Here is a 25,012-nt window from a genome sequence, read left to right as displayed (position 1 = left end):
CGATGAACGGCGCACCTCCTTCCGGCCCCACGATCATGGGCATCGACATCATCTGGGTGGCATCGATCCTGTCGGCCGTCGCCGCCTTCGCGGTGCTGCTGGCGATCTACGCCGCCACCACGGTGCGCGACCCGATGGCGAAGCGCGTCAAGTCGCTCAACGAACGCCGCGAGCAGCTCAAGGCGGGCATCACCGCCTCCACCTCGAAGCGCCGCGCCAAGCTGGTCCAGAAGAGCGAGACCACCGACCGGATCCGCTCGCTGCTCTCCTCGATGAAGGTGCTGCAGGACAGCCAGGTCAAGCAGGCGCAGACCAAGCTGCTCCAGGCCGGCATCCGCCGCAAGGAATTCGCGGTCGCGGTGATCTTCGGCCGCCTGGTCCTGCCGATCGTGATCGGCGGACCGATGCTCTATTTCGTCTACGGCACCGAGATGTTCTCGGACTGGAGCCCGATGAAGGCCTATGGCCTGGTCGCAGGCAGCTTCATTCTCGCCTACAAGTTCCCCGACATCTACCTGAAGAACAAGATCACCAAGCGCAGTGCCGCGATCCGCAAGGGCCTGCCCGACGCGCTCGACCTGCTGGTGATCTGTGCCGAAGCGGGACTCACCGTCGATGCCGCCTTCGCGCGCGTCTCCAAGGAACTGGGCAAGGCCTATCCCGAATTGGGCGAGGAATTCCAGCTGACCGCGATCGAGCTGGGCTTCCTCACCGATCGCCGTCAGGCCTTCGAGAATCTCGCCGAGCGCATCGACCTCGATTCGATCCGCGGCGTGGTCACCACGATGATTCAGACCGAGAAATACGGCACCCCGCTCGCCTCGGCGCTGCGTGTGCTCTCGGCCGAATTCCGCAACGAGCGCATGATGCGCGCCGAGGAAAAGGCCGCCCGCCTGCCCGCGATCATGACCGTGCCGCTGATCCTGTTCATCCTGCCGGTGCTGTTCATCGTGATCCTTGGCCCGGCGGCCTGCTCGATCAACGACGCGCTGATCTCCAAGGGTCCTTAACCAATTTCGGTAGCGCGACCTGCCCGGGCGAGATAGCCTCCCGCCCGACTAAGGGGAGGTCGACTCGATGCATGATTTGCCGTTCCAGACGATCACGCAGCTCGCCGGGCTGGGTCTGACGCTGATCGCCGGCTGGTTCCTGGGGCTCGCCAGCCACAGCGGCAGCCGCAAGTGGCGCCAGCGCCTCGAGGAAGAAGAGATCGACAACGCGGGCTATCGCGACCGCGCCGAGAGCGACCTACGCGACTCCGCCCGCCGCATCCGCGACCTGGAAGCCGAGAATGCGAAGCTGCGCGCAGCTGCACCGGCACCGGTGGCCGAGCCCGTCGCCGCCGCTGCGCCCGAACCCGCACCCCAGCCCGAAGGCCATTCGACCGCAACCGTGGCTGCAGCCGCGGTCGCCGGGGCCGTTGCGGGCGCCGCGGTCACCCATGCGGTGGAATCGCACGAAGCTGCCGCACCAGCCGAAGCGGCTCCCGCCGAGCCGGCCCCCGCTCCGGAACCCGCCGCGCACGCCGAACCCGTGCATGTCGAGGAAGCGCCGGCTGCCGTTGCCCCCGCCGAGCCGGTGGCGCATGACGAGCCCCCGCATGCGGAGCCGGCAGCAGCCGAGCCCGCACACCCAGAGCACGCCCACTAGGATCGCCCGATAATGCCGCTTCCGTTCGAAACCGCGACGCAGTTTGCGGCGCTGGGACTGACTCTGGTCGCCGGCTGGTTCCTGGGGCTTGCCAGCCGTTCGGGCGGGGCGAAGTGGCGCGAACGCTATCAGGACGAGGAACTCGAGCACGCGCGCACCCGCGACGAGGCCGAGGAACGCATCCGCGCGCTCCAGGCCGAAGTGAAGGCGCTGCGCGGCCAGGTCCCTGCCCCGCCGGTCGCCGCGGCCGACGACAAGCCGGGTGCTGCCTGGCGTGGCTGGTTCGGCTGGGGCCGCGACAATCTGGTGCGGATCAAGGGCATCGACGACGCCCAGGCGAAGCGGCTCAACGAGCTGGGCATCAAGACCTATCGCGAGATCGAGAAGATGGCGCCCGCCGACGAGGCGGCGCTGGAGCAACGACTCGAACTGCCCGCCGGCACGATCGCCGAACAGGGCTGGCGCGAACAGGCCGCGCTGCTCGCCGCCGGCAACGAGCGCGCGCATGCGGAGAAATTCGGCTGATCGCCGCGACTTTCTTCGTCAAACATAGGTACTGAACGGTTTTTTTACGATGCCGATCCGCCCGGCATCGGCTATAGGCGTGCACGGGATCGCTCTTTCGTCGCCGGCATCGATCGCCCGAATCGGACCGGCTTGGCGCGCACCAGCCCAGTGCCTCTGTCTTTCGGAGAAGAGCCGTGAAGTTGCAGCACGTCCTCGTAGCGATTCCCCTTCTTGGCGTGGCGGCGCCGGCCCTGGGCCAGGTTACCGTCCGCCCGCAACTCCAGGTAACCGCCCAGGACCTTCGCCAGGTCTCGCCCCTCGAACTGCGCCAACGCTTTCCGGCGCAGGACCAGCCGGTCAGCCGCCCCTACAAGCTGCGCCCCGCAAGCTCGGGCAGCTGGCTCCCCAAGGGCGGCATCAAGATCAACCAGGAAGCACTCGCCGTCGCGCAGATCGCCCAGAAGGTGAAGACCCAGTTCGCCGGCAAGGCGGTCGGCTGGTCGGTGACGGTGATGGCCCCCGGCGGCGCGACCGCGACCGCCGCGGGCGGTTCGGCGCGCCGCGCCCCCGACCCCAGCCCGCGCGCGATGAGCGACCAGGAACGCATCACCATCGCCAGCGTGAGCAAGACGATCACCGCCGCCACGCTGATGCGGGTGATGGCGCAGAAGAACGTCACGCTCGATGACAAGGCATACAAGTACCTGCCGAGCGACTGGACCTTCGACGCGAAGTTCAAGGAAGTCAGCATTCGCCAGCTGCTGAGCCATACCAGCGGCATCTGGGACGATAATTGCGGGATCGGCTTCGACACGCTCAAGGCCTGCGCGGCCAAGGCGCCGAACATCAACAAGGCCTATCGCTACGCCAATACCAACTACGCCTTCCAGCGCGTCATGCTGGTCCGCATGTACGGCATCACCGCCAGCAGCGGCGCGGACTATGGCGAGCAATATCACCTGATCGTCAATCGCCAGACCTTCAACAGCGCGGGGATGCCCTTCCTCACCTGCAAGTCGCCCCAGCCCCGCCCGGCACTGAGCTACAAGTCGAGCAAGGATAACGGCTCGGGCGCATATAATGCCGACAATTTCGACTTCACGACCGTGCTGCCCGGCCAGGACTGGGGAGACATGACCGCGGTGTGCGGCTCGCAGGGCTGGAACCTGAACTCGCGCGAGCTCGCCTGGTTCATGCACGACCTGATGCTGACCGAGAAGATCCTGCCCCAGGCGACGGTGGACCAGATGCGCGACGGCAATCTAGGGATGTTCTATGCCGATTATGGCGGCGGGCTCACCGCCTATTACCATGGCGGCTACCACCCGGCCGGCTGGAACAAGGGCGAGATCAACACGCTGATCATCACCTACAGCAACGGCATCACCATCGGCGCGGTAATCAACTCGCGCTACAATGGCGACTTCGGCGGCGAACTGGCCGCCGCCGTGAAAGCCGTGATGCCCTGAACCGCGCGCGGCGGCTCAGGCGGGGTTTCGCAACGCCGCCTGAGCCGCCGCCAGCCGCGCGATCGGCACGCGGTAGGGCGAGGCCGACACGTAATCGAGCCTGGTCTCCTCGCAGAACGCGATCGAGGCCGGATCGCCGCCATGCTCGCCGCAGATGCCGAGCTTGATGTCGGGCCGGGTCGCCCGGCCGCGCTCGGCGGCGATCGCAATCAGCTCGCCGACGCCTTCGACATCGAGGCTGACGAACGGATCCTTGGCGTAGATCCCCTTCTCCACATAGGTGGTGAGGAACTTCGCCGCGTCGTCACGCGACACGCCGAGCGTGGTCTGGGTGAGGTCGTTGGTGCCGAAGGAGAAGAAGGCGCCGACCTCGGCGATCTCGCCCGCGCGCAGCGCCGCGCGGGGCAACTCGATCATCGTGCCGACCAGATATTGGATCGTGCGGTCCTGCTCCTCGAACACGTCCTTCGCAGCACGATCTACCACGGCCTTCATCAGGCTGAGTTCCTTGGCGGTGGCGACCAGCGGAATCATGATCTCGGGGATCGGCGCCTCGCCGCTATTCTCGGCGACGATGCACGCCGCCTCGAAGATGGCACGGGCCTGCATCTCGTAGATCTCGGGATAGGTCACGCCCAGGCGACACCCGCGATGGCCGAGCATCGGGTTGAACTCGTGCAGCTCGGCGGCGCGGCGCTTGAGCGTCTCGACATCGAGCCCGGCCGCCGCCGCGACTTCGGCGAACTCGGCTTCCTCATGCGGCAGGAACTCGTGGAGCGGCGGATCGAGCAGGCGGATCGTGCAGGGCAGGCCGGCCATCACCTCGAAGATCTCGACGAAATCGCTGCGCTGCTCGGGGAGCAGCTTCTCGAGCGCGACGCGGCGCCCGGCCTCGTCAGAGGCGAGGATCATCTCGCGCACCGCGGTGACGCGCGACGGCTCGAAGAACATGTGCTCGGTCCGGCAAAGCCCGATGCCCTCCGCGCCGAAATCACGCGCGGTGCGGCAATCGAGCGGGGTCTCGGCGTTGGTGCGCACCTTGAGGCGGCGCTTGGCATCGGCCCAGACCATCAGCGTGCCGAAATCGCCGGCCAGCTCGGGCTGCACCGTCGGCACCGCGCCGAGCATCACTTCGCCGGTCGAGCCGTCGATCGTGACGAGATCGCCTTCGCGCACTTCGCGGCTGCCGACGCGCAGCAGCTTCTCGCGCGCGTTGATCGCCAGGCTGCCGGCGCCCGAGACGCAGGGCCGGCCCATGCCGCGCGCGACCACCGCGGCGTGGCTGGTCATGCCGCCACGCGCGGTCAGGATACCCTTGGCGGCGTGCATGCCGTGGATGTCCTCGGGGCTGGTCTCGACGCGGATCAGGATCACGCTCTCGCCGGCATTGGCGCGCTTTTCGGCCGTGTCGCTGTCGAACACCGCGATGCCCGAAGCGGCGCCCGGCGACGCCGGAAGCCCCTTGGTCAGCACATCGCGCACCGCATTGGGGTCGAGCGTCGGGTGGAGCAGCTGGTCGAGCGCCGCCGGATCGACGCGCAGGATCGCTTCCTCCTGGGTGATCAGCCCCTCATTCGCCATGTCGATCGCGATCTTGAGCGCAGCCTTGGCGGTGCGCTTGCCCGAGCGCGTCTGCAGCATCCAGAGCTTGCCGCGTTCGACGGTGAACTCGATGTCCTGCATGTCGCGATAGTGCTTCTCGAGCGTCTCGAAGACGGCCGCGAGCTGGGCATAGACCTCGGGCATCGCCTCTTCCATCGAGGCGGGCTTGGCGCCGGCCTTTTCGCGGGCGGCCCGGGTCAGGTATTGCGGGGTACGGATGCCGGCGACGACGTCCTCGCCCTGCGCGTTGATCAGGAACTCGCCATAGTACGCGTTCTCGCCGGTCGAGGGATCGCGGGTGAACGCCACGCCCGTCGCCGAGGTGTCGCCCATATTGCCGAACACCATCGCCTGGACGTTGACTGCGGTGCCCCAGTCGCCCGGAATGTCGTTCAGGCGGCGATAGACCTTGGCGCGCTCCGACTGCCAGGAGCCGAACACCGCGCCGATCGCGCCCCAGAGCTGGTCATGCACGTCCTGCGGGAAAGGCTTGCCCCACAGCTCCTCGACGATCGCCTTGTACTCGGCGACCAGCGCCTGCCAGTCCCTGGCAGTCAGCTCGGTGTCGAGATTGTAGCCGCGGTCTTCCTTGGCGATCTCCAGCGCTTCCTCGAAGCGGCCGTGATCGAGCTCGAGCACCACATCGGAATACATCTGGATGAAGCGGCGATAGCTGTCCCAGGCGAAGCGCTCGTCGCCGCTGATCGCGGCGAGGCCGACGACGGTGGTGTCGTTGAGGCCGAGGTTGAGCACCGTGTCCATCATGCCCGGCATCGACGCGCGCGCGCCGGAGCGGACCGAGACGAGCAGTGGATCACCGGCGTCGCCGAACTTCTTGCCGGTGATGCCCTCGATATGCGCGATGCCGTTGGCGACTTCGGCCTTCACGCTCTCGGGGAAGATACCCCCCTGGTCGTAATAGACCGCGCACATCGGCGTGCTGATCGTGAAACCCGGAGGCACCGGCAGGCCGATCGAGGCCATGCCATCGAGGTTCGCACCCTTGCCGCCGAGCAGGTTCTTGTCGCCCTTGCCTCCGTCCGACACACTCCCGCCGAAGCGGTACACGTACTGCGTCATTCCCGTCCCTTCTTAAGGCTTGGGCAGGCGCGTACCGCAGGTGCGAACAAGGGGAAACCCGCTGACTACGTTGTCAGAAGGCAAGTTTTGCTTGGCCGTGATCAAATCACGGCAAGACACCGGTTACGTAAGATAAATCATTCCTACATCGTGCGCCAATGAGTAAGCATCACCCGCTGATCCCCGGCGAAAGCCGGGGCCCAGGGTTTACCTGCTACATCGCTTGCGACTCTGGGCCCCGGCTTTCGCCGGGGGTCAGCTATGGAGAATGCTCCCGGATCAGCCCTCGATCTTCGAGAAGTCGGCGACGTTGTTCACCGCGTCGCGGATGCGGGCGAGCAGGCTAAGCCGCATCTCGCGCTTGAACTCGTCGGGATCGACCACGGTGACATCGTCGAAGAACTTGTCGATCGGCGCGCGGAGCGAGGCGAGCGCGGCCATCGCCGCTTCGTAATCCTCAGCCTCTACCGCGGCTTCGGCCTTGGGCTCGGCAGCGTCGAGAGCTTCGCGCAGCGCTGCTTCGGCGGGCTCGGCCTCATAGATCTCGTTGTCCGCGACTTCGCCCGGTGCCCAGGCTTCCTTCTTGAGGATATTGGCGGCGCGCTTGTAGCCGGCGAGCAGGTTCTTGCCGTCCTCCGAGGTGACGAAGGACTGGAGCGCCTTCACCCGGGCGAGCAGGCGGACGAGATCATCCTCGCCGCCGAGCGCGAACACCGCGTCGATCAGGTCGTGGCGGACGCCGGCTTCCTTCTGCTGGACCTTGAGGCGGTCGGCGAAGAAGTCGAGCACATCCTTGCTGACCGACTTGGTGAGCGGGAAGCGCAGGCCATTGTCGAGGATCAGCGCGATCACACCCAGCGCCGAGCGGCGCAGCGCGAACGGGTCCTTGGAGCCGCTGGGCTTCAGGTCGACCCCGAAGAAAGACGTGATGCTGTCGAGCTTGTCCGCCAGCGCCACGGCCACTGTCACCGGCGCGGCGGGGACGTCGTCGCCCTGGCCGACCGGCTTGTAGTGATCGCGGATCGCTTCGGCGACGGCGGCGGGTTCGCCCTGGGCGGCAGCGTAATAGCCGCCCATCAGGCCCTGGAGTTCGGGGAACTCGCCGACCATGCCGGTGACGAGATCGGCCTTGGCGAGGCGCGCCGCGCGCTCGGCCATATCCGCCAATTCCGTCATCCCGGCGGAAGCCGGGATCTCGTGCGGCTCCTGTCCCGCGCCATCGCCTGAGACCCCGGCTTTCGCCGGGGTGACGATATTGGATTCAACCAGCCAGCGCGCCAGCTTCGCGACGCGGTCGACCTTGTCGGCCACCGTGCCCAGCTTCTCGTGGAAGACGATCTTCTCGAGCTTGGGGGTGAGGTCCTCGAGGCGGGTCTTGAGGTCGGTCTCGTAGAAGAAGCGCGCGTCCGAAAGGCGAGCGGCGAGGACCTTCTGGTTGCCCTCGACGATCTTCTCGCCACCGTCCGCCGCGTCGATGTTGGCCACGCAGACGAAGGCGTTGGCGAGCTTGCCCGCATTATCGCGGCAAACGAAATACTTCTGGTTCACGCGCGCGGTGAGCTGGATCACTTCGGGCGGCACGTCGAGGAAGGCTTCGTCGAAGCGGCCGAGCAGCGGCATCGGCCATTCGGCGAGGCCGGCATTCTCGTAGAGCAGCCCCTCATCCTCGATCAGCGTCAGGCCCGCCTTTTGCGCAGCCATCTTGGCGCCCAGCGCGATGATGTTGCGGCGCTCGGCACCGTCGACGATCACGTGGCAGGCGCGCAGCTTCTCGATGTAATCGGCGGCCGAGCCGATCGTGATCCCGCCCGGGTGGTGGAAGCGGTGACCGACCGTGACCGAGGCGCTCTTCACCCCGGCGATCTCGACCGGGACCAGCTTGTCGCCGAGCAGCGCGATGATGCCCTGGAGCGGACGCACCCAGCGCAGGCTTTCGGTCGAGGAGGAGGCAGCGCCCCAGCGCATCGACTTGGGCCAGGGGAAGGCGGTGATCGCGCTGGTGATCGCGCTGGCGAGCACCGAGCCGGCGACGATGCCGGGGCGGTCGATCACCGCGAACAGCACCTTGTTGCCCTTGCCGTCGTCGCGCTCGACGAGCTGCTCGCGGCTGAGGCCGGTCGAGCGCAGGAAGCCCTCGATCGCCTGGGCCGGAGCATCGGCGCGGGGCCCCTTGCGCTCCTCGCTGGCGGCAGCGGTCATCGCCGCGACGCCGCGGACGATCAGCGCGAGGCGGCGCGGGGTGGCGTAGCTCTCGATGCTGGCGAACGGCAGGTTGAGCGCGTTGAGCCGCGCCTCGAACAGCGCGGCCAGATCGGCGCGCGCCTTTTCCTGCATGCGGGCGGGAATTTCCTCCGAGCGGAGTTCGAGCAGGAAGTCTTCGGTCACGGCGCTCATACCGTCCACTCCGGGTATTTGGCTTGCCAGGTGGGCGTCATGTGCTGAATCCACGCTTCGCAGCTGCCCTTGGCGAGGTCGCGCACGCGGCCGATATAGGCCTGGCGCTCGGCGACGGAGATCACGCCGCGGGCCTGGAGCAGGTTGAACAGATGGCTGGCCTCGATCGCCTGCTCATAGGCGGCGATGGGCACGTTGTTCGCGAGGCAATTCTCGCATTCGGCCACGGCCTTGCGGAAGCCCTCGAACAAAGTCTCGGTGTCGGCGACCTCGAAATTGTACTTCGACATCTGCTTCTCGTTCTCGAGAAACACGTCGCCATAGCTCACGCCCTGGTCGTTGAAGGCGAGGTCGTACACGCTGTCGACATTCTGGATGTACATCGCCAGGCGCTCGAGCCCATAGGTGAGCTCGCCGGCGACGGGCTTGCAGTCGAAGCCGCCCATCTGCTGGAAATAGGTGAACTGGGTCACCTCCATGCCGTCGCACCAGACTTCCCAGCCCAGGCCCCAGGCACCGAGCGTGGGCGATTCCCAATCGTCCTCGACGAAGCGGATGTCATGCTTGGTGAAGTCGATGCCGATCCCGGCGAGCGAGCCCAGATAGAGGTTCTGCAGGTCGCTCGGGCTCGGCTTCAGGATCACCTGATACTGGTAGTAATGCTGGAGCCGGTTCGGGTTCTCGCCATAGCGGCCGTCGGTCGGGCGGCGGCAGGGCTGGACGAAGGCGGCGTTCCACGGCTCGGGGCCGAGGGCGCGCAGGGTCGTCGCCGGGTGGAAGGTGCCCGCGCCCATGCGCATGTCATAGGGCTGGAGGATCACGCAGCCCTTCTCCGCCCAATAGTCATGGAGCGTGAGGATCATGCGCTGGAAGCTGAGAGGCTGTGCCATAGGCCTGCGCTTTGGCGTCTCCTCTCCTGACGGTCAATGCCGGTGCTGGATCGTGCAGGCTTTCGCGGCTACCGCTTCGGGATGACCGGTAGCCAAGCGATCCGCCGCCTGATCCCCGCGCTGATGGCGCTAACCCTTTGGGGCTGCGGGCAGAAGGCGCCTGCCCCGGCCGAGAAGGCCGATCCGGCTTTGTGGGTGGTCAAGGACCACGACACCACCATCTACCTGTTCGGCACCGTCCATGTCCTCAAGCCCGGCATCAACTGGTTCCAGGGCGGGCTCAAACAGGCGTTCGACAAGGCCGACACGCTGGTGCTCGAACTGGTGATGCCGCCCGATGCCGAGATGCAGGCGATCGTCGCCGAGTTGGGCACCGCCGCCGGTGGCCCGCCGCTGACCGAGCAGCTGCCCGCCGCCGAGGCCGAGAAGATGCGCGCGGCGCTGCCCAAATTCGGCATGGCACCCGATTCGCTCGACCGGGCCGAGCCGTGGCTGGCCGCGACGCTCCTGTCGGTGCTGCCGCTCAAGCAGCTGGGATATGACGACAAACAGGGCGCCGAGCTGACCCTGACCAATGCCGCCAAGGCCGCGGGCAAGAAGCTGGAGGGGCTGGAGACCGCACGCCAGCAGCTGGGCTATTTCGACGCCCTGCCCCTGCCCGCCCAGCGCAAGCTGCTGGTCGAGACGATTGACGATTTGCCCGAGGCCGGGACCAAGATCGACCAGGCGGTGACCGCCTGGCGCAAGGGCGACGCCGATGGGCTGGCCCGGCTGGTCAATGCCGACATGGCCTCCGCCCCCGAAGTGACCGAGGCGCTGCTCGTTCGCCGCAACCGCAACTGGGCCGACTGGATTTCCCAGCGAATGCAACAGCCTGGCACGGTGTTCGTCGCCGTGGGGGCCGGGCATCTGGCCGGCGATGCCAGCGTGCAGGCGGAGCTGGCGAAGCGCGGGCTGAAGGTGGAGCGGGTGCGATATTGAGGCGCCGGACAGGCTCCTGAAATACCACCGTCATCCCCGCGCAGGCGGGGATGACAACCCCCTTTGGGCCCCTTTTGGCGACCAGACGCACCAGACGCCCAAGTGCGCAAAGGTTGCGCGGTTGCTTGACTCCGGCCCGACTCATATTTAACTAATAGGTTATATAGCCAAAAGGTTAGATATGGACGCCCTGAGCAATACCTTCGCCGCCCTGGCCGATCCCACCCGCCGCGCGATCCTGGCGCGGCTGGCGCTGGGAGAAGCCAATGTGGGCGAGATCGCCCAGCCCTTCGCGATCAGTGGCCCGGCGGTGACCAAGCATCTCAAGGTGCTCGAACAGGCCGGGCTGATCTCGCGCAGCCGGGTGGCGCAACAGCGCCCCGCCAGGCTGGAGCCCGAGGCGCTCAGGGCGGCGAGCGAGTGGCTGGGCGAATATCGGCGGTTCTGGGACGCGAAGTTCGATGATCTGGACGCCTATCTGGCGAAACTGCAGACGGGAGAGACGGAATGAACGCGAATGTTGGCATTGGCCGGGAAGTGACGATCGACCGCGTCTTCGCTGCCCCGCGCGAACTTGTCTTCGATTGCATGACCCGAAGCGAACATCTCGAAAAATGGTGGGGCCCGCACGGGTTCGACGTGCCGTTCTGCGAGAGCGATGCCCGCCCGGGCGGCAGTGTCCGCATCGATATGCGGGGCCCGGAACCGTACGGTACCAACCCGGTGCAGGGCGAGTTCGAGGTGGTCGACCGGCCCGAACGGCTGGTGATGGTGCTGCGCGGCTTTCCCGGCGAGGACGGCAGCTGGGGGATCGAGCACCGCACCACCATGGTCTTCACCGACGCGCCCGAAGGCGGCACGCGCATGCAGATGTCGACGGTGGTGCTGCAGGTGAGCGAGGCGCTGCTGCCGGCGCTGGACGGAATGCGCGAAGGGTGGAGCCAGAGCTTCGAGAAGCTGGAAACGCTGCTGCGCCAACTTTAGGGACCAGTGCGCATCATCCCGGCGAAGGCGGGAATCCATTCAGGCTGACGGTGCGGCGCTTTCCGCACGTTCAGCGGCAATGGATCCCCGCCTTCGCGGGGATGACGGTTATGGGATGCATGGCGACTCTCCTTGCTTTCCCCTGCCCGCTCCGCTATGCGCGCGCCTTCCGTGCCAGGGTCATCCCTGGAGGCCTGGCCGGATTGAACTAACTTTAGCTGATTGGAACGACACATGAGCGATACGCTTACGCTGTCGGCCGAGACGCGCGAGCAGGTTGGCAAGGGAGCCTCCCGCGAGCTTCGTCGTAATGGCCGCGTCCCCGCCGTAATCTACGGCAACAAGCAGGACCCGAAGAGCATCCACGTCGAGGAGCGCGAGCTCTATCGTCTGCTGATGACCGGGCACTTCTTCAATTCGGTCGTCATGATCAATGGCGAGCGCACCCTGCCCAAGGACGTGGCTTTCGACCCCGTCACCGATCGTCCGGTGCACGCCGACTTCCTGCGCATCAGCGAGCACGCGACCGTGCACGTGAACGTGCCGATCGTCTTCACTGACGAGGAAGAGGCCCCCGGCCTGAAGCGCGGTGGCGTCCTGAACGTCGTCCGTCACGAGCTCGACCTGGTCGTCGACGCCGCCGAGATCCCCAGCGAGATCACCATCTCGCTCAAGGGCCTCGAAGTCGGCGATTCGCTGCACATCTCGGCAGTGACCCTGCCGAAGGGCGCGACCTCGGCGATCACCGACCGCGACTTCACCATCGCGACCGTGGTTGCTCCGTCGGCGCTCAAGTCGAGCGAAGGCGACACGACCACGACCGAAGCGGCCGAAGGCGAGGAAGCCGGCGAGTAATCGCCCCTTTTCGAACTACGGCTTCAAAAAATCGCCTCCGCATCCTAGGTGCGGAGGCGATTTTCGTTTGAGCAGGAATTGAGATGCAGCTGTGGGTCGGCCTGGGCAATCCGGGCCCGCAATATGCGATGCACCGGCATAATGTGGGCTTCATGGCGGTGGACGCCATTGCCGAGACCCATGGCTTCACGCCCGAGAAGAAGCAGTTCCAGGGCTGGACCCGCGAAGGGCGGATCGGCAGCGAGAAGGTGGTGCTGCTCAAGCCGGGCACCTTCATGAACGAGAGCGGCCGATCGGTGCGCGCGGCGATGGACTTCTACAAGCTGACGCCCGAGGACGTGACGCTGTTCCACGACGAGCTCGACCTGGTGCCGATGAAGGTGAAGGTGAAGCGCGGCGGCGGCACCGCGGGGCATAACGGCCTGCGCTCGACCGACAAGCATCTGGGGCCGGACTTCCGCCGCGTGCGGATCGGCATCGGCCATCCCGGGCACAAGGACCGGGTGCACGGCTATGTGCTGGGCAACTACGCCAAGAACGAGCTCGACCCGCTCGCCGACATGCTCGGCGCGATCGCCGCCGAGGCGAGCTGGCTGGCGGCGGGGGACGATGTGCGGTTCATGAACGACGTGGCGATGCGACTGCAGGATTGATTGCCGCCAGCGGTTGTCGATGCAGCGGGACCCCGGCTCAAGGCCGGGGTGACCGAGATCGTCAGCAGAGATAGTCGGCCAGTTCCGGGGCGTCGCCCGGCTGGCCTGCCTCTACCCAGGCGAGCTTGCCGGTGAGGAACCCCAGCGCGGCATCGATGGCGGCGCGCCGCTCCTCCAGCCGCGCGATCTGCTCGTGCAGTATCTCGGCGGTCCGTTCGGGCGAGCCGGCGCCCGCCCGATATTCGGCATTGAGATCCGCGATCTCGCGCAGCGAATAGCCCAGCGACTGCTGGAGCCGGATCATCCGCGCCGCCGTAACCTCCGCCGGGCCGAAGAGCTGATAGGGATTGGAGCCCCCCTTCGCGCTGCGCTCCGGCCGCAACAGGCCCTTGGAGACATAGAAGCGGACCGTCTCGGGAGACAGGCCGGTTACACTGGCGAATTGCGAGATCAGCATCGGAAAAGCGCCTTGACCCTGTACTAAGCTACGCACTTATGGGCGGGGCTCCTCGAAATTTGGAGTCCTTTCCGCCATGACCCCTCCCCCTTCCCTGCCGCAGTTGCGCCTGGGCGCCGATGGCCCGCTCATCGGGGCGCAAGGCCTTGGCTGCATGGGCATGAGCGAATTCTACGGCGCGACCGATGAAGCCCAGGCCCGCGCCACGCTGGAGCTGGCGCTCGAACGCGGCGTCACCCTGTTCGACACGGCGGACATGTATGGCCTGGGCGCGAACGAGAAGTTCCTGGCACCCTTCCTGCACGCGCATCGCGGCAAGGCGCTGATCGCCACCAAGTTCGGCTATGCCCGCACCGTGGAACGGCCCGATGACTGGAGCCTCGACAATCGTCCGGCCTTCATCCGCACCGCGGTCGAGAACTCGCTGCGGCGGCTCGATGTGGAAGCGATCGACCTCTACTACATGCACCGGCGCGATCCCGCCGTGCCGCTGGAGGATTCGGTGGGGGCGATGGCGCGCCTCGTCGAAGAGGGCAAGGTGCGCTGGCTGGGCCTGTGCGCGGTAAGCGCCGGAGAACTGGAGGCGGCCCATGCGATCCACCCCATCGCCGCGCTGCAATCGGAATGGTCTGTCTTCACCCGCGGGATCGAGGCCGAGGTCGCGCCGGTCGCCGCCCGGCTGGGCGTGACGCTGGTGCCCTATTCGCCGCTGGGGCGCGGGATGCTGACCGGCCGCGACTTTGGCGCCGCGCTGGCAGCGGGGGATGCGCGCCAGCATTTCCCGCGCTTCTCGGCGGACAATCTGGCGGCGAATGCGCGGCTGGTGGCGGAGATCGAGCAGCAGGCCGACGCGATGGGCGCGACTCCGGCGCAACTGGCGCTGGCATGGCTCCACGCAAAGGCAGCGGCGCTGGGCGTGAAGGCCGTGCCGATCCCCGGCACGCGCAGGCCCGCCCGGCTGGAGGAAAACCTGGCCGCGCTGGCGCTGCATCCGCCCCGGGAGGCGCTGGACGCCCTCGATACGCTTGCCGATGCGGTGCAGGGCATCGCGATCTGAACAAATCCGCCGGGAGAGCCGGTTGTGCCTTGCCTCAGGAGCATGGCCGGCTATCCCCGCGCTCCATTTTATCGAAGAGGAATTTCATGCCGGTCACCGGAGGATGCCGCTGCGGCGCCGTACGCTACACGATCGATCTCGAGGCACTGCCGCTCAGCTATGCCTGCCATTGCCGCGACTGCCAGACCTGGAGCGGCGGCGGCTTCGCGCTGCACGCGCTGCTTCCCGAGACGCTGGTGGCGATCTCCGGCGAGGCTGCCGATTTCCGGATCGGAGCGGACGAGGCCATGGCATCCGAGCATATCGGCTGCCCGGCCTGCATGACCCGCATCGCCAATCGCAACAGCGCGGTGCCGGGCATGGTGATCCTGCGGGCGGGAACGCTGGATCGCAGCGACGAACTCACCCCGGCCGCGCATATCTGGACGAGCCGCAAGCAGCCCTGGCTGGACATCGGCGACACGCCGCACTTCGCGGAGACACCCAGCCCCGCGCAATTCGCGCAGGCGCTCGGCCTGGGCCAGTGACGGGATGATCGGTCGCCCGCTGCAGCGCGGCCGATCAGAGTTCCGGCCGGTAAGGCTGGAGCAGGCCCAGCCGGACCAGCTGGGCGAGCAGCGCGCCGATCTCGGCTTCGGGGTGATGCGCGAAGCGGGCGCGGAGCTCCTGGACGCTGACCGCCGGGCGGGACAGCGCATAGTCCGCGGCATCGGCGATCGGGCCGAGCGGCTGGTCGCCGGCGCCGGTGCGCAATGTCGCGCCGGTCTCCAGCCAGGCGACCGAGGCGGCGCGATCGGTGCGCGCGTAGAAATCGAGCATCGGCCGCTCGGGCAGCGCGAGGTCCCGGCCGGGGGCTGCGAGCTGGCGCTGGCGGAGCGTCACTTCCTCGAGCAGCGCGCGGCTGCGCGCGAGTTCCGACAGCCGCGCGCCGAGGGCCGCGAGCTGGCCGGCAAGCGCCTGCCCGCCCTCGACGCGGGCATCGGCGAGATAGGCGCGGAAGGCCGGCTCGCGCAGCGCCATGTCCTGGAGCAGCTCGAACAGCAGCTTGCCCGAATGCGGGGTGATGCCGAGCGTGAGGTGGAGCGATTCGGTGGAGCTGGCCAGCGCATCGTGGAAATAGCCGCGCGGGATATAGAGCACGTCGCCGGGACGCAGCGTGACGTCCATCAGCACCGGCCCCTTGGCGGCATCGATCCGCGCCTGGGCATCGTCGCCGGTCAGCGGCTCGAGCGGATTCTCGGCGCGATTGGCATAGATCCGCCAGCGCTTCTCGCCGACGCAGTGGATCGCGAACACCTCGTGCAGGTCGCAGTGCGAGGCGAAGGCCTGGATGCCCTGGAAGGAGCAATAGAGATTGGCCTCGACCCGCGCCGAGAATTGCCGGGCGAGCGCATCGGTGAGCGCGCGGATCTCGGGCGCGACCTGCTCGACCGCATCGGCGACCAGGCTGGCGCCCATCGCCAGGAACATCTCGACCTTGGCCGGATCGGCGAACCGGCGGGTGCCACCGCGGCCGGGAACCGCGTCCATGTAGAAATCAGGCGCGACCGGCGCGCTGTTGAGCAGCAGCTTGATATGCTCCGGCCCCCAATGGGTCCGCACGCCGAGCAGCTGGTTGAGCCGTTCCCAGCCGATGACGGCCGCGCGGTTCGATCCCGCGGGCGCGGGAATATGGACCGGCTTGCGGCCCCAATAATCGGCAAGGAAGTGCTCGGGCGCCAGCGGCGCGATCAGCTCGGCGAGTTCCACCGGTGCACGCTAGCGGGTGCGGGCGCCGTTTGTCGATGGCGCCGACGCTGGTGGCGATCTCGGTCGGCGCGTTCGACGCAGAAGAAGCGGGACCCAGGGTCGAGCCCGGGGTGACGGAGAAAGGGGCACAAACAAAAGGGGCCCTGGCGAACCGGAGCCCCTTTCCTGTTTTCGCGACGTTGCCGGCTTACTTCTTGCCGACGACCACGCCGATCAGGCGCTGCTGGGCGCCGCCGATCGTGCCCGAGGCCGAGAAGACCACGCCGACCTGCTCGCCCTGCGAGCCGAAGAAGCCACCCGCCAGCGTGCCGGTGAGCGGGCTGGTGTTGGTGAAGCTGCCGGTCCACTGGTTCTGGCCGACCGGGATCGCGCCCTGGGCAGTGAAGTTGGCATAGGCGACCGGGGTACCGCCGCCGGCCGGGATGGTGCTGAGCGTGAAGGTCATGTCGACCACGCCGGTGGCGAAGTTCACGCTGGTGGTCACCGTGCCGCTGACCTTGTTGATCGCGGTGCTGGTGCCGCTGGTGCTGACCAGACGGCCGGTCATGCGGCTGGTGTACGACACGGTGCCGGTGGTCGGCATGTCCGACGTCGCGGTCGAGAAGCCCCAGGCGGTGTAGGCGAGGCGCTTCTGGCCCGCGGTCGAATCGCCGCGCCACCAGTTGGCCCAGCTGACGCGGCTGAGCGCCAGAGCGGTGTCGCTGGTCGGCCCGACGCCGGTGCTCGACACGGCGGTGACCACGTTGTTGAGATACTCGACCTGGTCGAACTTGCCCGCGGTGGTGGTGTCGTCGCGGCGGAAGACGAACTCGGTGTTGGCCGGGACCGCATTGGCGGAGAGCGTCGCGGTGCAGGTCTGGCCGGTCGGCACGCAGAAGCGCGCTTCCTCGGTGTTCTCGCGCATCACATAGGTGCCGGTCGCGATCGCGGTATCGGTGGCGAGGCGCACGCGGCTCGACAGCGTTTCGGTGTTGGCGGCGCCGAGGGTGACCGCGCTGGTCGCCGGATCGCCGGTGTAGCTGGTCGCGGCGCTGAAGGTGTAGAACTCGGTCGGCGCGGTCAGCGGGAAGCTGGCATAGGTCGGCGACGCGGTGGGCGTCGGGGTAGGCGTGGCGGTCGGCGTCGGAGTCGCGGTCGAGCTATTGCCGCCACCGCAGCCCGACAGTGCAACCGTCGCGGCAAGCGCGCTCATGAACATGTGACGGCGAATCATTCCCTGCTCCTCAAAACACACGGGCACCGAAAGGGGTTTGCCCCTGTACCCCAGATGAATGGCCCTCAGTCAAGCCATGCCGGTTCCGGCTAATCCGGACCCAATACGGCGCTTTGAGGGCCTTGGAAAACGAAACCGCGCATGTCGGTGTTCGTCCTCCGTCGTGACGGAGACGGAGCCGCGGCGGACGTTCCGCAAGCCCGTGCTGGCAAAAGCGGCGCTTTGCCTCTATCGGGCGCCTTTCCCCAATTCACTGGAACAGGCTTCACATGGGTTTCCGCTGCGGCATCGTCGGGCTTCCGAACGTTGGCAAGTCCACGCTCTTCAACGCGCTGACCGAGACGGCGGCTGCGCAGGCGGCGAATTATCCGTTCTGCACGATCGAGCCGAATGTCGGCAATGTCGCCGTGCCCGATCCCCGGCTGAACAAGCTGGCCGAGATCGCCGGCTCGCAGAAGATCATCGAGACGCAGCTCGGCTTCGTCGACATCGCCGGCCTGGTGCGCGGCGCGAGCAAGGGCGAGGGCCTGGGCAACCAGTTCCTCGGCAATATCCGCGAGGTGGACGCGATCGTCCATGTGCTGCGCTGCTTCGAGAATGACGACATCCAGCATGTCGACAACAAGGTCGATCCGATCGCCGATGCCGAGACCGTCGAGACCGAGCTGATGCTCGCCGACCTGGAGAGCCTCGAGAAGCGCGTGCCGAACCTGCAGAAGAAGGCGGCGCAGGGCGACAAGGAGTCGAAGGTCGGCGCGAGCGTGCTCGGCCAGGCGCTCGACCTGCTGCGCGACGGCAAGCCCGCCCGCCTCACCGAGCCGAAGGACGCCGACGAGGAGCGCGTGTTCAAGCAGGCGCAGCTGCTCACCGGCAAGCCGGTCCTGTACGTGTGCAACGTCAACGAGGAAGACGCGGCGAACGGCAACGAACTGTCGGCCAAGGTGTTCGCCAAGGCCAAGGCCGAGGGCGCCGAGGCGGTGGTCGTCTCGGCGGCGATCGAGGCCGATATCGCGACGATGCCGGTCGAGGACCGCGCCGAGTTCCTCGGCGAGCTGGGGCTGGAGGAGACCGGCCTCGCCCGCGTGATCCGCGCCGGCTACAAGCTGCTGCACCTGCTGACCTTCTTCACCGTCGGCCCCAAGGAAGCGCGCGCCTGGACGGTGGACGAAGGCGCCACCGCGCCGAACGCCGCCGGCGTGATCCACAGCGACTTCGAGAAGGGCTTCATCCGCGCCGAGACGATCGCGTACGACGATTTCGTCGCGCTGGGCGGCGAAGCCAAGGCCCGCGAGGCCGGCAAGCTACGCGCGGAAGGCAAGGCGTACATCGTCAAGGACGGCGACGTGATGCACTTCCTGCACAGTTGAGCGTTGGGCCCATCGCCATCCACTGAGAGGGGAATTCGATGGGCCTGTTGGACAAGTTGCTGGGGCGCGGCGCGGCCAAGTCCGAACCGGCGGCGCAACCGCTGCCGGCGGACGATGAGGGCGTGCTGGTCAACGCCTATGCCACGGTGCGCGACCTGCCGCCGCTGGGCTTCGCGCATGTATTGCACAACCGGCGCGACCTGTCCGATCCCGAGCTGGCGCCGCATCTCGACGGCTTTACCGGCTATGTGATGGGGCGCGGCGACGGCCAGATGACCGCGGCGCGCTATCATCTGTGGCGGCATATCCAGCGGGTGCGCCACCAGATCAGCTTCTCGGTGGCGGCCGACGCGTTCGGCGAGATCGCGCAATGGGCGCGCGACGCCAACGCCGTGTTCTTCCTGCCCGACGGTTCGGTGCGCGCGCCGGACGGGGCGGTGCTGATCGACGGCGCCGGTGCGAGCGATCCCGCCGCCGCCCTGCCCTACCAGCCCGACGCCGTGGCACGCCGCGAACACACGGTGGCGGCCCTCGCCGGGATAGAGCCGCGGCCGCCCGCCAGCATGCCGCCCGCGCTTGGCGAGGCCGAGGTGGTGCTGCGCCCGGCGGCGGCGGTGCTGCGGCGCGCGTTGGCGCTGACTTGCGCGGCGGTCCATGCCGAGAATCTGGGTGCCGGCGACGACGACATCCGCCCCCGGCTGCGCGAGGCGAACCCTGTCGGCATGGCATCGCTGACCCCGGAGGAAGCGGCCTTCATCGAGGCCGACGCCCCCGATGCGCAGACCGTCAGCAAGATGGGCTGGCGCTACGAAGCGCTGAACACACTGCTCTGGGCGCTGGGCAATCCGGCCGGAAAACTCGACTCCAGCGACCAGATTGCCGATGCCGGCACGCTTGCACGCGCCGTGCTCGAGCTCGCAGAGGCACCGGCGGCCGATCCGCAGCTTCGCCCCGTTCCGGAGATCCTCGATGCGCTCGACCGGACCTGGCGCCAGCACTGGATCGTCCGCCAGGCACACCAGCAGGGGACCCAGCCCGAGGGGCTGAGCCCGGACATCATCATGGAACGCCATGTCGCGCTCAACTGGCTGACCGGGTTCCAGCAGGCGCGCGGCACCGAATGGGACGATATCGACACGCCGAGCTGAGCGGCCCTCAGGGCTTCCTCGCGCCCGGCAGCGTGGCGAGGCGGGCCTTGGGGATCTTGAGGACCATGCCCGCGGCACGGCCCGGCACCGCGCTGACCCGATATTCGGCGGCGGTGCCGTAGATCTGGGCGATGTCGGCCGGGGCAAGGCCGTAGTCGGCCGACAGCCAGCTGAACATGCTCGACGAGGCGGTGCGGAACGACGCGTCGAGCGAGCCGTCCATGCCGATCGCGACGAGGTGGGTCGGCGTCTCGATGCGGACCTGGCCGGCGCTCTTGCCGCGGACGAGATCGACTTCGACCTCGACGTCCATCGACGTCTCGAGCGCGTCGCCGGTGGTCTCGCCGTCGCCCTGCGCCGCATGCGCATCGCCGAAATAGAGCAAGGCGCCAGGCACCGCGACCGGGAGATAGACGGTTGTCCCCTCGCCCATCTCGTTGAAGTCCATATTGCCGCCGAACCGGCCGACATCGCCCGAGCCGGGCGCGGGCGAGCGGGCATCGACCGCGACGCCGATGCCGCCGAGCATCGGCCGGACCGGCACCCAATAGCCCTTGAGCGCGTCGCCCGGCGCCTCGGGCGTGGCGATGCCCTTGTCGCGGTCGAGTCGCCAGGTGACCGGCTTGCCCGTCCCCGCCAGGCGGACCGCGGTGCGCGCGTCCTGGCCGCGCTCGGTCATGCCGTTGGTACTGATCGCGGTATCGCGGTTGAGCCGGAGCTTGCGGATGCGGACGACCAGCGTGTCGCCGGGCATCGCGCCGTCGATATAGAAGGGACCGGTCTGCGGATTGCCGGGCGCGGCGCGGCGGACGCCGTCCGCATCGATGCCGGCGGCATCGATCGTGCTGGTGTGGATCGTGTCGCCCGGATTGACATGGAGCGCAGGCGGATTGGACGGCGAGAACTCCCGGTAGAAACGCGTCGGCACGAATTCGTGGCGCATCGCCGGCCGGGCCACGGGCTCGGACGGGCGCTCGGCGGTAAAGCGCAGGCGGTGCGGGATGCGCTTCGGCTCGGATCCGTCGACCAGCAGCATCTCGCCGGTGATCCGCCCCTTCACGAGCCGGGCGGTGACATCCTCCGAGCCGCCGACGCTGTCCCTGGCCAGGAAGCGGATCTCGTTGCCCTTGACCGTGCCGGTGAGCACGTCGCCGGTCAGGTCGCCGGTGATCGTGGCCCCGTCCTGCCTGAGATTGAGCGTCCAGACGGTGGGCGTGCCGAAATAGTCGACGGTGACGATCCAGCGCCCCGCGACCTGCTCCTGTGCCTGCGCCGCCGCCGGCATCGCGCAGACCAAAGCCGCCGCACTCCAGAAACCACCCCGCATATCGCCCTCCCTGCGACTTCGTTTCGATGAAGCAATGGTTTGAAGACTGAACTTCAAATGAACCACGGGCCGGTTCGCGACGGCATGGCTTGCGCTTGCGGTGGCACGCGGGCCAGATATGCGCCATGCGCCGCCCCTCCCCCGTCCCCGTCCTTCGCCAGCTGGGCATCGTCTCGGGTTTCGCGGTGGCGGGGCTGAGCCTGACCTATCTGCTGGTGCTGGCGATCGGGCTGGCGACGCTGCCCGCGCGCGACGCGCCGATCGGCCAGCCCTGGTTCGGGGCGATGGAAATACTGATCCTGTTGCTGGTGCCGTTCCTGCTCGGGCTCGCCACCGCCGTGCGCGGCACCGGGCTGGCGCCGCGCTTCACCCGGCCCGCCTTGCCCCTGATGGCCGCCGCGCTGGCGTTGACCAGCGTGGTGCATCTGTCGATCCTGGCACTTGGGGTAGAGGACGCCTTCGCCTGGCCGAGCCTGCCCTATATGCTCGACATCCTCGCCTGGGACGGCTTCTTCGCGGTTGCCGTGCTGCTGATGGCGCCGGCGTTTCGCGGCGAGGTCACAATCTACCGGCTGCTGCTCGGCAGCGGCGCACTGGCGCTGCTCGGGCTGCTGGGGCCACTGAGCGGGGTGATGCCGCTGCGGATGATCGGGGTGATCGGCTATGCGCTGCTATTCCCGATCGCGGCGGCGCTGATCGCGCGCTGGTTCAGCCGGTGGCGGCCGGCAGCGCAAAGCTGACCGGCGCGGCATCGACCCGGCCGGGCAGCGCCGGCATCGTTCCGTCGCGCAGGAAGCGCATCGTCGCCGCATCGAGATCGGGATGATCGCGCAGCAGCCGGCCGTTATGCTGGCCGCGATGCACGATCAGCGCGCGGGCATTGGGGAACCAGGGCAGTACGTCCACCAGATTCTCGACCGGGGTGTTGGCGTCCCAATCGCCCTGGACGAACAGGATCGGCGTCTCGTCGCGCACCGGCAGGCGGAAGGCATCGCCGAGATCGGCGGTGGGCCAGGCATCGGCGGTAGCGGCATAGGAAGCGAAATTCCACGGGCCGAGCATGTCGAGCGCCGGGTCCGCCTGGATCTGCGCCCAGCGCGCCGCAGTGACGCCGGTTGCAGTGTCGATCAACGGGCCGATCAGCGCGGTGGTGCTGGCCTTGCGGGTCTCGGCTTCCTCGGCGGCCCAGGCCTGGTAGCGGCCATGATAGGCGTCGATCACGAAGGCCGGCCATTTGCTCGCATCGACGACATGGCTGAACAGCGCACGCTGATAGTCGCCAAGGCCCAGCACCACCTTGCCGGTGCCGGGCAGCTCGACGGTAACCGGCGCGGCGGCGAGGCGATCGCGCACCGTGCGCGCCGCCGCGATCAGCCCGCCTTTGGGAATGAAGGGCTTGAGCGCCGGATCCTGCTCGGCCTCGAAGGCGACGCGCTGCATCACCGCGAAGACATGGGCCGGCATGTCGTACCCGTTGGCGAGCGGCTCGACCAGGGAGATCAGCCCGCGCGCCACCGTGCCCGGATGACGCTTGAGCACGGCAAAGGCCCATTGCGAGCCGAAGCTGGCGGCGGTGAGGCTGATCCGGTCATAGCCGAGCGCGCGGCGCACCGCGTCCACGTCATCGGCGCATTCGGCGATCGTGTAGCCGGCCAGGTCGTGCCCCGGATTGGCGGCCACCGCCCCTTCGGCCAGCTTGCGCGTGACCGCGATCTCGTCCTCGATCCGGCTGGGCCGGTCGAGCGGGGCGGCGGGATAGCGCAGCTCAAGCATGTCGCCGCGCAGCGTGTAGCCGCGCTGTTCGACGATCACGAGGTCGTTGGTCTCGGCATGGTCGAGCCACATGCGCAGCCGGCGCTTCGCGCGCGGGCTGGGATCGCCGAGCGTGTCGAGCAGGGTGACGCCAGGGCCGCCGACGAGGAGGAAGATCGGCGGCTGGTTGCTCGGCTTCGTCGCCTTGATCCGCAGCACGCCGACCGTGATGCGCTTGCCGTCGGGCTTCGCGCGATTTTCGGGAACGGTGATCGCCCCGACCTCGTAGCGGACCGGGCTGCCGTCCGAGGCGGTCTCGGTGCCGGGGGCGAGGGTGAGCGGGCTCTGCGCCGCCGCGGGCGGTGCCGCCGCCAGGCCAACCGCGAAGACCAATCCGAGCAGCAGCCGCATCCACCCCTCCCCCGTTTCGAGCATCGTGACGCAGCCAAAATGAACGGGAGGTTAGCCGGCGATTTGCTCGTCCCGTCCCGTCGATGATACGACTTACCGCCGCAACATTTTGCTGTCAGGGGCCCCGACATGCGCTGGTATTCGAAGATCGCCGCCGCGGCCCTTGCCGCCGTCCTCCAGGCCTGTGCCACGGCACCCGTCGCCGCACCGCCGCCCGCCGTGGCACCGGCGGTTACCGAGCAGCGCGCGCCGGTGACGATCCTCGTCTCGATCGACGGCTTCCGCAGCGATTATCTCGATCGCGGGGTGACGCCGAACCTGTCGCGGCTGGCGGCGGGCGGCGCGACCGGGATCATGCACCCGAGCTTCCCGTCCAAGACCTTCCCCAATCACTGGACGCTGGTGACCGGCCTCTATCCCGACCATCACGGCATCACCGCCAACAAGATGGAGGACACGGCGCGGCCGAAGGAAGTCTTCACCATGCAGAGCGACGACCCGTTCTGGTGGAACGAAGCGATGCCGATCTGGGTGGACGCGGAAAAGGCCGGCATCCGCACCGGCACCGAATTCTGGCCGGGATCGAACGTCGCGGTGGGCGGCGTGAAGGCCGACAAATGGCCGTACAAGATCGAAGGCGGCACGCGGCCGAGCGACTGGGCGCAGTTCAACCAGGTCATCACCGGCGAGCAGCGCGTGAACGCGATCCTCGACTGGCTGCGGCGGCCCGCTTCGATCCGGCCGAAGTTCCTGACGCTCTATTTCGACACGGTCGACAGCGCCGGCCATAGCTACGGCCCCGACGACAAGCGCACGACGGCGGCGGCTGCCGATGTCGACAAGCGGATCGGCGAGCTGGTCGATGGACTCGCCGCCTTGGGGCAGCCCGCCAACCTGGTGATCGTCGCCGACCACGGCATGGCGCAGGTCAGCGGCAAGCGCGCCATCTCGATCAACAACCTGGTGAAGGCCGAGGATTACCATTTGGTCGAATCCGGCCCCTATCTGAGCCTGATCCCGACCCCGGGGCGCGAGGCCGTGGTCGAGAAGGCCCTGCTCGGCAAGCACGATCATTTCGAATGCTGGCGCAAGGCCGAGATCCCGGCGCGCTTCCATTACGGCACCAATCCGCGCGTGCCGGCGATCTTCTGCCTGGCCGAGACCGGCTGGCAGGTCGGCGAGAAGGATATCGATCCCGACCAGATCGGCGGCAATCACGGCTTCGACAATCTCTCGCCCGAGATGAACGCGCTGTTCGTCGCCAATGGCCCGGCCTTCCGGGCGGGGACGACGGTGCAGCCCTTCGTCAATGTCGACATCTATCCACTGCTGCGCGACCTGATCGGCCTGCCGCCCAAGGCCGGGGTGGACGGGAATGACGCGCCGTTCCGGGATGTGCTGGTTCGGTAGGTTTGAGTCATCGCCCTGGCTGCTCCCCGGCGAAAGCCGGGGTCCAGGGTCACAGG

At 67.8% G+C, this 25,012-nt stretch carries 23 protein-coding genes; 15 read left to right on the top strand and 8 right to left on the bottom strand.

Translation table 11 applies throughout. From position 1 onward, the window contains the following. Positions 1-2 precede the first annotated feature (2 nt). From AC1RJ5_RS18480 to AC1RJ5_RS18465, 4 genes are all read left to right on the top strand, one after another. Entirely contained in the window at positions 3-1,010 is a 1,008-nt protein-coding gene (locus tag AC1RJ5_RS18480; RefSeq protein WP_269572682.1) for a type II secretion system F family protein, read from the top strand. 67 nt (positions 1,011-1,077) lie between these two features. Next, positions 1,078-1,650: a hypothetical protein gene (locus AC1RJ5_RS18475; RefSeq protein WP_269572683.1), complete on the top strand. Its 573-nt coding sequence runs from the start codon at positions 1,078-1,080 to the stop codon at positions 1,648-1,650. A 12-nt stretch (positions 1,651-1,662) separates the two neighbouring features. Beyond that, a complete protein-coding gene (locus AC1RJ5_RS18470) occupies positions 1,663-2,175 on the top strand; it encodes a helix-hairpin-helix domain-containing protein (protein WP_493114974.1) in 513 nt (170 codons plus the stop codon). Positions 2,176-2,351: 176 nt separating this feature from the next. Continuing rightward, positions 2,352-3,626 (top strand): serine hydrolase domain-containing protein, encoded by a 1,275-nt coding sequence (locus AC1RJ5_RS18465; RefSeq protein WP_269572685.1) that lies wholly within the window; start codon positions 2,352-2,354, stop codon positions 3,624-3,626. 15 nt (positions 3,627-3,641) lie between these two features. Here the strand turns inward: AC1RJ5_RS18465 and ppdK are convergent, their stop codons facing one another. The 3 genes from ppdK to AC1RJ5_RS18450 all read right to left on the bottom strand — a co-directional run bounded on the left by ppdK (position 3,642) and on the right by AC1RJ5_RS18450 (position 9,592). Beyond that, positions 3,642-6,308 (bottom strand): pyruvate, phosphate dikinase, encoded by a 2,667-nt coding sequence (ppdK, locus tag AC1RJ5_RS18460; protein WP_269572686.1) that lies wholly within the window; start codon positions 6,306-6,308, stop codon positions 3,642-3,644. A 279-nt stretch (positions 6,309-6,587) separates the two neighbouring features. Beyond that, positions 6,588-8,702 carry a glycine--tRNA ligase subunit beta gene (gene glyS, locus AC1RJ5_RS18455; protein WP_493114971.1) on the bottom strand — a complete coding sequence of 705 codons (2,115 nt, stop codon included), beginning with the start codon at positions 8,700-8,702 and terminating at the stop codon, positions 6,588-6,590. Then, positions 8,699-9,592, bottom strand: coding sequence for a glycine--tRNA ligase subunit alpha (locus tag AC1RJ5_RS18450; RefSeq protein WP_493114968.1), 894 nt, complete (start codon positions 9,590-9,592; stop codon positions 8,699-8,701). Before AC1RJ5_RS18450 ends, glyS begins: the two co-directional genes overlap by 4 nt. An 81-nt stretch (positions 9,593-9,673) precedes the next feature. On the opposite strand from AC1RJ5_RS18450, the gene AC1RJ5_RS18445 reads away from it, so the two are divergent. From AC1RJ5_RS18445 to pth, 5 genes are all read left to right on the top strand, one after another. Further along, a complete protein-coding gene (locus AC1RJ5_RS18445) occupies positions 9,674-10,573 on the top strand; it encodes a TraB/GumN family protein (RefSeq protein ID WP_493114966.1) in 900 nt (299 codons plus the stop codon). A gap of 181 nt (positions 10,574-10,754) precedes the next feature. Beyond that, a complete protein-coding gene (locus AC1RJ5_RS18440) occupies positions 10,755-11,084 on the top strand; it encodes an ArsR/SmtB family transcription factor (RefSeq protein ID WP_269572689.1) in 330 nt (109 codons plus the stop codon). After that, positions 11,081-11,557, top strand: a complete 477-nt coding sequence (locus AC1RJ5_RS18435; protein WP_269572690.1) for an SRPBCC family protein — start codon at positions 11,081-11,083, stop codon at positions 11,555-11,557. The genes AC1RJ5_RS18440 and AC1RJ5_RS18435 overlap by 4 nt, the downstream gene beginning before the upstream one ends. A 234-nt stretch (positions 11,558-11,791) precedes the next feature. Then, positions 11,792-12,412 carry a 50S ribosomal protein L25/general stress protein Ctc gene (locus tag AC1RJ5_RS18430; protein WP_269572691.1) on the top strand — a complete coding sequence of 207 codons (621 nt, stop codon included), beginning with the start codon at positions 11,792-11,794 and terminating at the stop codon, positions 12,410-12,412. An 83-nt stretch (positions 12,413-12,495) separates the two neighbouring features. Continuing rightward, positions 12,496-13,065: an aminoacyl-tRNA hydrolase gene (gene pth, locus AC1RJ5_RS18425; RefSeq protein ID WP_493114963.1), complete on the top strand. Its 570-nt coding sequence runs from the start codon at positions 12,496-12,498 to the stop codon at positions 13,063-13,065. A gap of 61 nt (positions 13,066-13,126) precedes the next feature. On the opposite strand, the gene AC1RJ5_RS18420 is transcribed toward pth, so the two are convergent. Next, complete coding sequence (locus AC1RJ5_RS18420; RefSeq protein ID WP_493114961.1) at positions 13,127-13,522, bottom strand: MerR family transcriptional regulator; 396 nt, start codon at positions 13,520-13,522, stop codon at positions 13,127-13,129. 76 nt (positions 13,523-13,598) lie between these two features. Between AC1RJ5_RS18420 and AC1RJ5_RS18415 the strand changes: the two genes are divergently transcribed. Together AC1RJ5_RS18415 and AC1RJ5_RS18410 are read left to right on the top strand one after the other, a co-directional pair. After that, positions 13,599-14,579, top strand: coding sequence for an aldo/keto reductase (locus AC1RJ5_RS18415; RefSeq protein WP_493114959.1), 981 nt, complete (start codon positions 13,599-13,601; stop codon positions 14,577-14,579). 86 nt (positions 14,580-14,665) lie between these two features. Further along, the gene (locus tag AC1RJ5_RS18410) at positions 14,666-15,106 is read left to right on the top strand and encodes a GFA family protein (RefSeq protein ID WP_493114957.1); all 441 of its coding nucleotides are present in this window, start codon (positions 14,666-14,668) and stop codon (positions 15,104-15,106) included. A 34-nt stretch (positions 15,107-15,140) separates the two neighbouring features. Here the strand turns inward: AC1RJ5_RS18410 and AC1RJ5_RS18405 are convergent, their stop codons facing one another. Both AC1RJ5_RS18405 and AC1RJ5_RS18400 read right to left on the bottom strand, forming a co-directional pair. Continuing rightward, positions 15,141-16,328 carry a JmjC domain-containing protein gene (locus AC1RJ5_RS18405; protein WP_493114955.1) on the bottom strand — a complete coding sequence of 396 codons (1,188 nt, stop codon included), beginning with the start codon at positions 16,326-16,328 and terminating at the stop codon, positions 15,141-15,143. 187 nt (positions 16,329-16,515) lie between these two features. Beyond that, on the bottom strand, positions 16,516-17,541 hold the full coding sequence (locus tag AC1RJ5_RS18400) for a HupA family protein (RefSeq protein ID WP_269572697.1): 1,026 nt from the start codon (positions 17,539-17,541) through the stop codon (positions 16,516-16,518). 269 nt (positions 17,542-17,810) lie between these two features. On the opposite strand from AC1RJ5_RS18400, the gene ychF reads away from it, so the two are divergent. Then, positions 17,811-18,908 carry a redox-regulated ATPase YchF gene (gene ychF, locus AC1RJ5_RS18395; RefSeq protein ID WP_184168997.1) on the top strand — a complete coding sequence of 366 codons (1,098 nt, stop codon included), beginning with the start codon at positions 17,811-17,813 and terminating at the stop codon, positions 18,906-18,908. 38 nt (positions 18,909-18,946) lie between these two features. Next, positions 18,947-20,056 (top strand): DUF4272 domain-containing protein, encoded by a 1,110-nt coding sequence (locus AC1RJ5_RS18390; RefSeq protein WP_493114952.1) that lies wholly within the window; start codon positions 18,947-18,949, stop codon positions 20,054-20,056. 7 nt (positions 20,057-20,063) lie between these two features. Here the strand turns inward: AC1RJ5_RS18390 and AC1RJ5_RS18385 are convergent, their stop codons facing one another. Then, positions 20,064-21,383, bottom strand: coding sequence for an acetamidase/formamidase family protein (locus AC1RJ5_RS18385; RefSeq protein WP_493114950.1), 1,320 nt, complete (start codon positions 21,381-21,383; stop codon positions 20,064-20,066). Between the two features lie 125 nt (positions 21,384-21,508). On the opposite strand from AC1RJ5_RS18385, the gene AC1RJ5_RS18380 reads away from it, so the two are divergent. Further along, positions 21,509-22,123 carry a hypothetical protein gene (locus AC1RJ5_RS18380; protein WP_493114948.1) on the top strand — a complete coding sequence of 205 codons (615 nt, stop codon included), beginning with the start codon at positions 21,509-21,511 and terminating at the stop codon, positions 22,121-22,123. Here the strand turns inward: AC1RJ5_RS18380 and AC1RJ5_RS18375 are convergent. Further along, the gene (locus tag AC1RJ5_RS18375; RefSeq protein WP_493114946.1) at positions 22,092-23,546 is read right to left on the bottom strand and encodes an alpha/beta hydrolase; all 1,455 of its coding nucleotides are present in this window, start codon (positions 23,544-23,546) and stop codon (positions 22,092-22,094) included. The genes AC1RJ5_RS18380 and AC1RJ5_RS18375 overlap by 32 nt on opposite strands. Positions 23,547-23,675: 129 nt before the next feature. Here AC1RJ5_RS18375 and AC1RJ5_RS18370 point away from each other — a divergent pair, with 129 nt between their 5' ends. Further along, a complete protein-coding gene (locus AC1RJ5_RS18370) occupies positions 23,676-24,956 on the top strand; it encodes an alkaline phosphatase family protein (RefSeq protein ID WP_493114944.1) in 1,281 nt (426 codons plus the stop codon). The last annotated feature ends 56 nt before the right edge of the window (positions 24,957-25,012 follow it).

The sequence above is a fragment of the Sphingomonas sp. GW822-FHT03G08 genome (genome assembly GCF_058801135.1).
The sequence above is the reverse complement of the archived record's forward strand: the minus strand, read 5'-3'. Positions and strand labels throughout refer to the sequence as shown.

Excerpts from the sequence above, each read along its gene's own strand:
- AC1RJ5_RS18450 (WP_493114968.1), bottom strand. The coding sequence starts at position 9,592 with ATGGCACAGCCTCTCAGCTTCCAGCGCATGATCCTCACGCTCCATGAC.
- AC1RJ5_RS18440 (WP_269572689.1), top strand. The coding sequence starts at position 10,755 with ATGGACGCCCTGAGCAATACCTTCGCCGCCCTGGCCGATCCCACCCGC.
- ychF (WP_184168997.1), top strand. The coding sequence starts at position 17,811 with ATGGGTTTCCGCTGCGGCATCGTCGGGCTTCCGAACGTTGGCAAGTCC.
- AC1RJ5_RS18390 (WP_493114952.1), top strand. The coding sequence starts at position 18,947 with ATGGGCCTGTTGGACAAGTTGCTGGGGCGCGGCGCGGCCAAGTCCGAA.
- AC1RJ5_RS18470 (WP_493114974.1), top strand. The coding sequence starts at position 1,663 with ATGCCGCTTCCGTTCGAAACCGCGACGCAGTTTGCGGCGCTGGGACTG.
- AC1RJ5_RS18475 (WP_269572683.1), top strand. The coding sequence starts at position 1,078 with ATGCATGATTTGCCGTTCCAGACGATCACGCAGCTCGCCGGGCTGGGT.
- AC1RJ5_RS18410 (WP_493114957.1), top strand. The coding sequence starts at position 14,666 with ATGCCGGTCACCGGAGGATGCCGCTGCGGCGCCGTACGCTACACGATC.
- AC1RJ5_RS18435 (WP_269572690.1), top strand. The coding sequence starts at position 11,081 with ATGAACGCGAATGTTGGCATTGGCCGGGAAGTGACGATCGACCGCGTC.
- AC1RJ5_RS18385 (WP_493114950.1), bottom strand. The coding sequence starts at position 21,383 with ATGCGGGGTGGTTTCTGGAGTGCGGCGGCTTTGGTCTGCGCGATGCCG.
- AC1RJ5_RS18375 (WP_493114946.1), bottom strand. The coding sequence starts at position 23,546 with ATGCGGCTGCTGCTCGGATTGGTCTTCGCGGTTGGCCTGGCGGCGGCA.
- AC1RJ5_RS18480 (WP_269572682.1), top strand. The coding sequence starts at position 3 with ATGAACGGCGCACCTCCTTCCGGCCCCACGATCATGGGCATCGACATC.
- pth (WP_493114963.1), top strand. The coding sequence starts at position 12,496 with ATGCAGCTGTGGGTCGGCCTGGGCAATCCGGGCCCGCAATATGCGATG.
- AC1RJ5_RS18380 (WP_493114948.1), top strand. The coding sequence starts at position 21,509 with ATGCGCCGCCCCTCCCCCGTCCCCGTCCTTCGCCAGCTGGGCATCGTC.
- AC1RJ5_RS18400 (WP_269572697.1), bottom strand. The coding sequence starts at position 17,541 with ATGATTCGCCGTCACATGTTCATGAGCGCGCTTGCCGCGACGGTTGCA.
- AC1RJ5_RS18370 (WP_493114944.1), top strand. The coding sequence starts at position 23,676 with ATGCGCTGGTATTCGAAGATCGCCGCCGCGGCCCTTGCCGCCGTCCTC.
- ppdK (WP_269572686.1), bottom strand. The coding sequence starts at position 6,308 with ATGACGCAGTACGTGTACCGCTTCGGCGGGAGTGTGTCGGACGGAGGC.
- AC1RJ5_RS18430 (WP_269572691.1), top strand. The coding sequence starts at position 11,792 with ATGAGCGATACGCTTACGCTGTCGGCCGAGACGCGCGAGCAGGTTGGC.
- AC1RJ5_RS18420 (WP_493114961.1), bottom strand. The coding sequence starts at position 13,522 with ATGCTGATCTCGCAATTCGCCAGTGTAACCGGCCTGTCTCCCGAGACG.
- glyS (WP_493114971.1), bottom strand. The coding sequence starts at position 8,702 with ATGAGCGCCGTGACCGAAGACTTCCTGCTCGAACTCCGCTCGGAGGAA.
- AC1RJ5_RS18415 (WP_493114959.1), top strand. The coding sequence starts at position 13,599 with ATGACCCCTCCCCCTTCCCTGCCGCAGTTGCGCCTGGGCGCCGATGGC.
- AC1RJ5_RS18445 (WP_493114966.1), top strand. The coding sequence starts at position 9,674 with ATGACCGGTAGCCAAGCGATCCGCCGCCTGATCCCCGCGCTGATGGCG.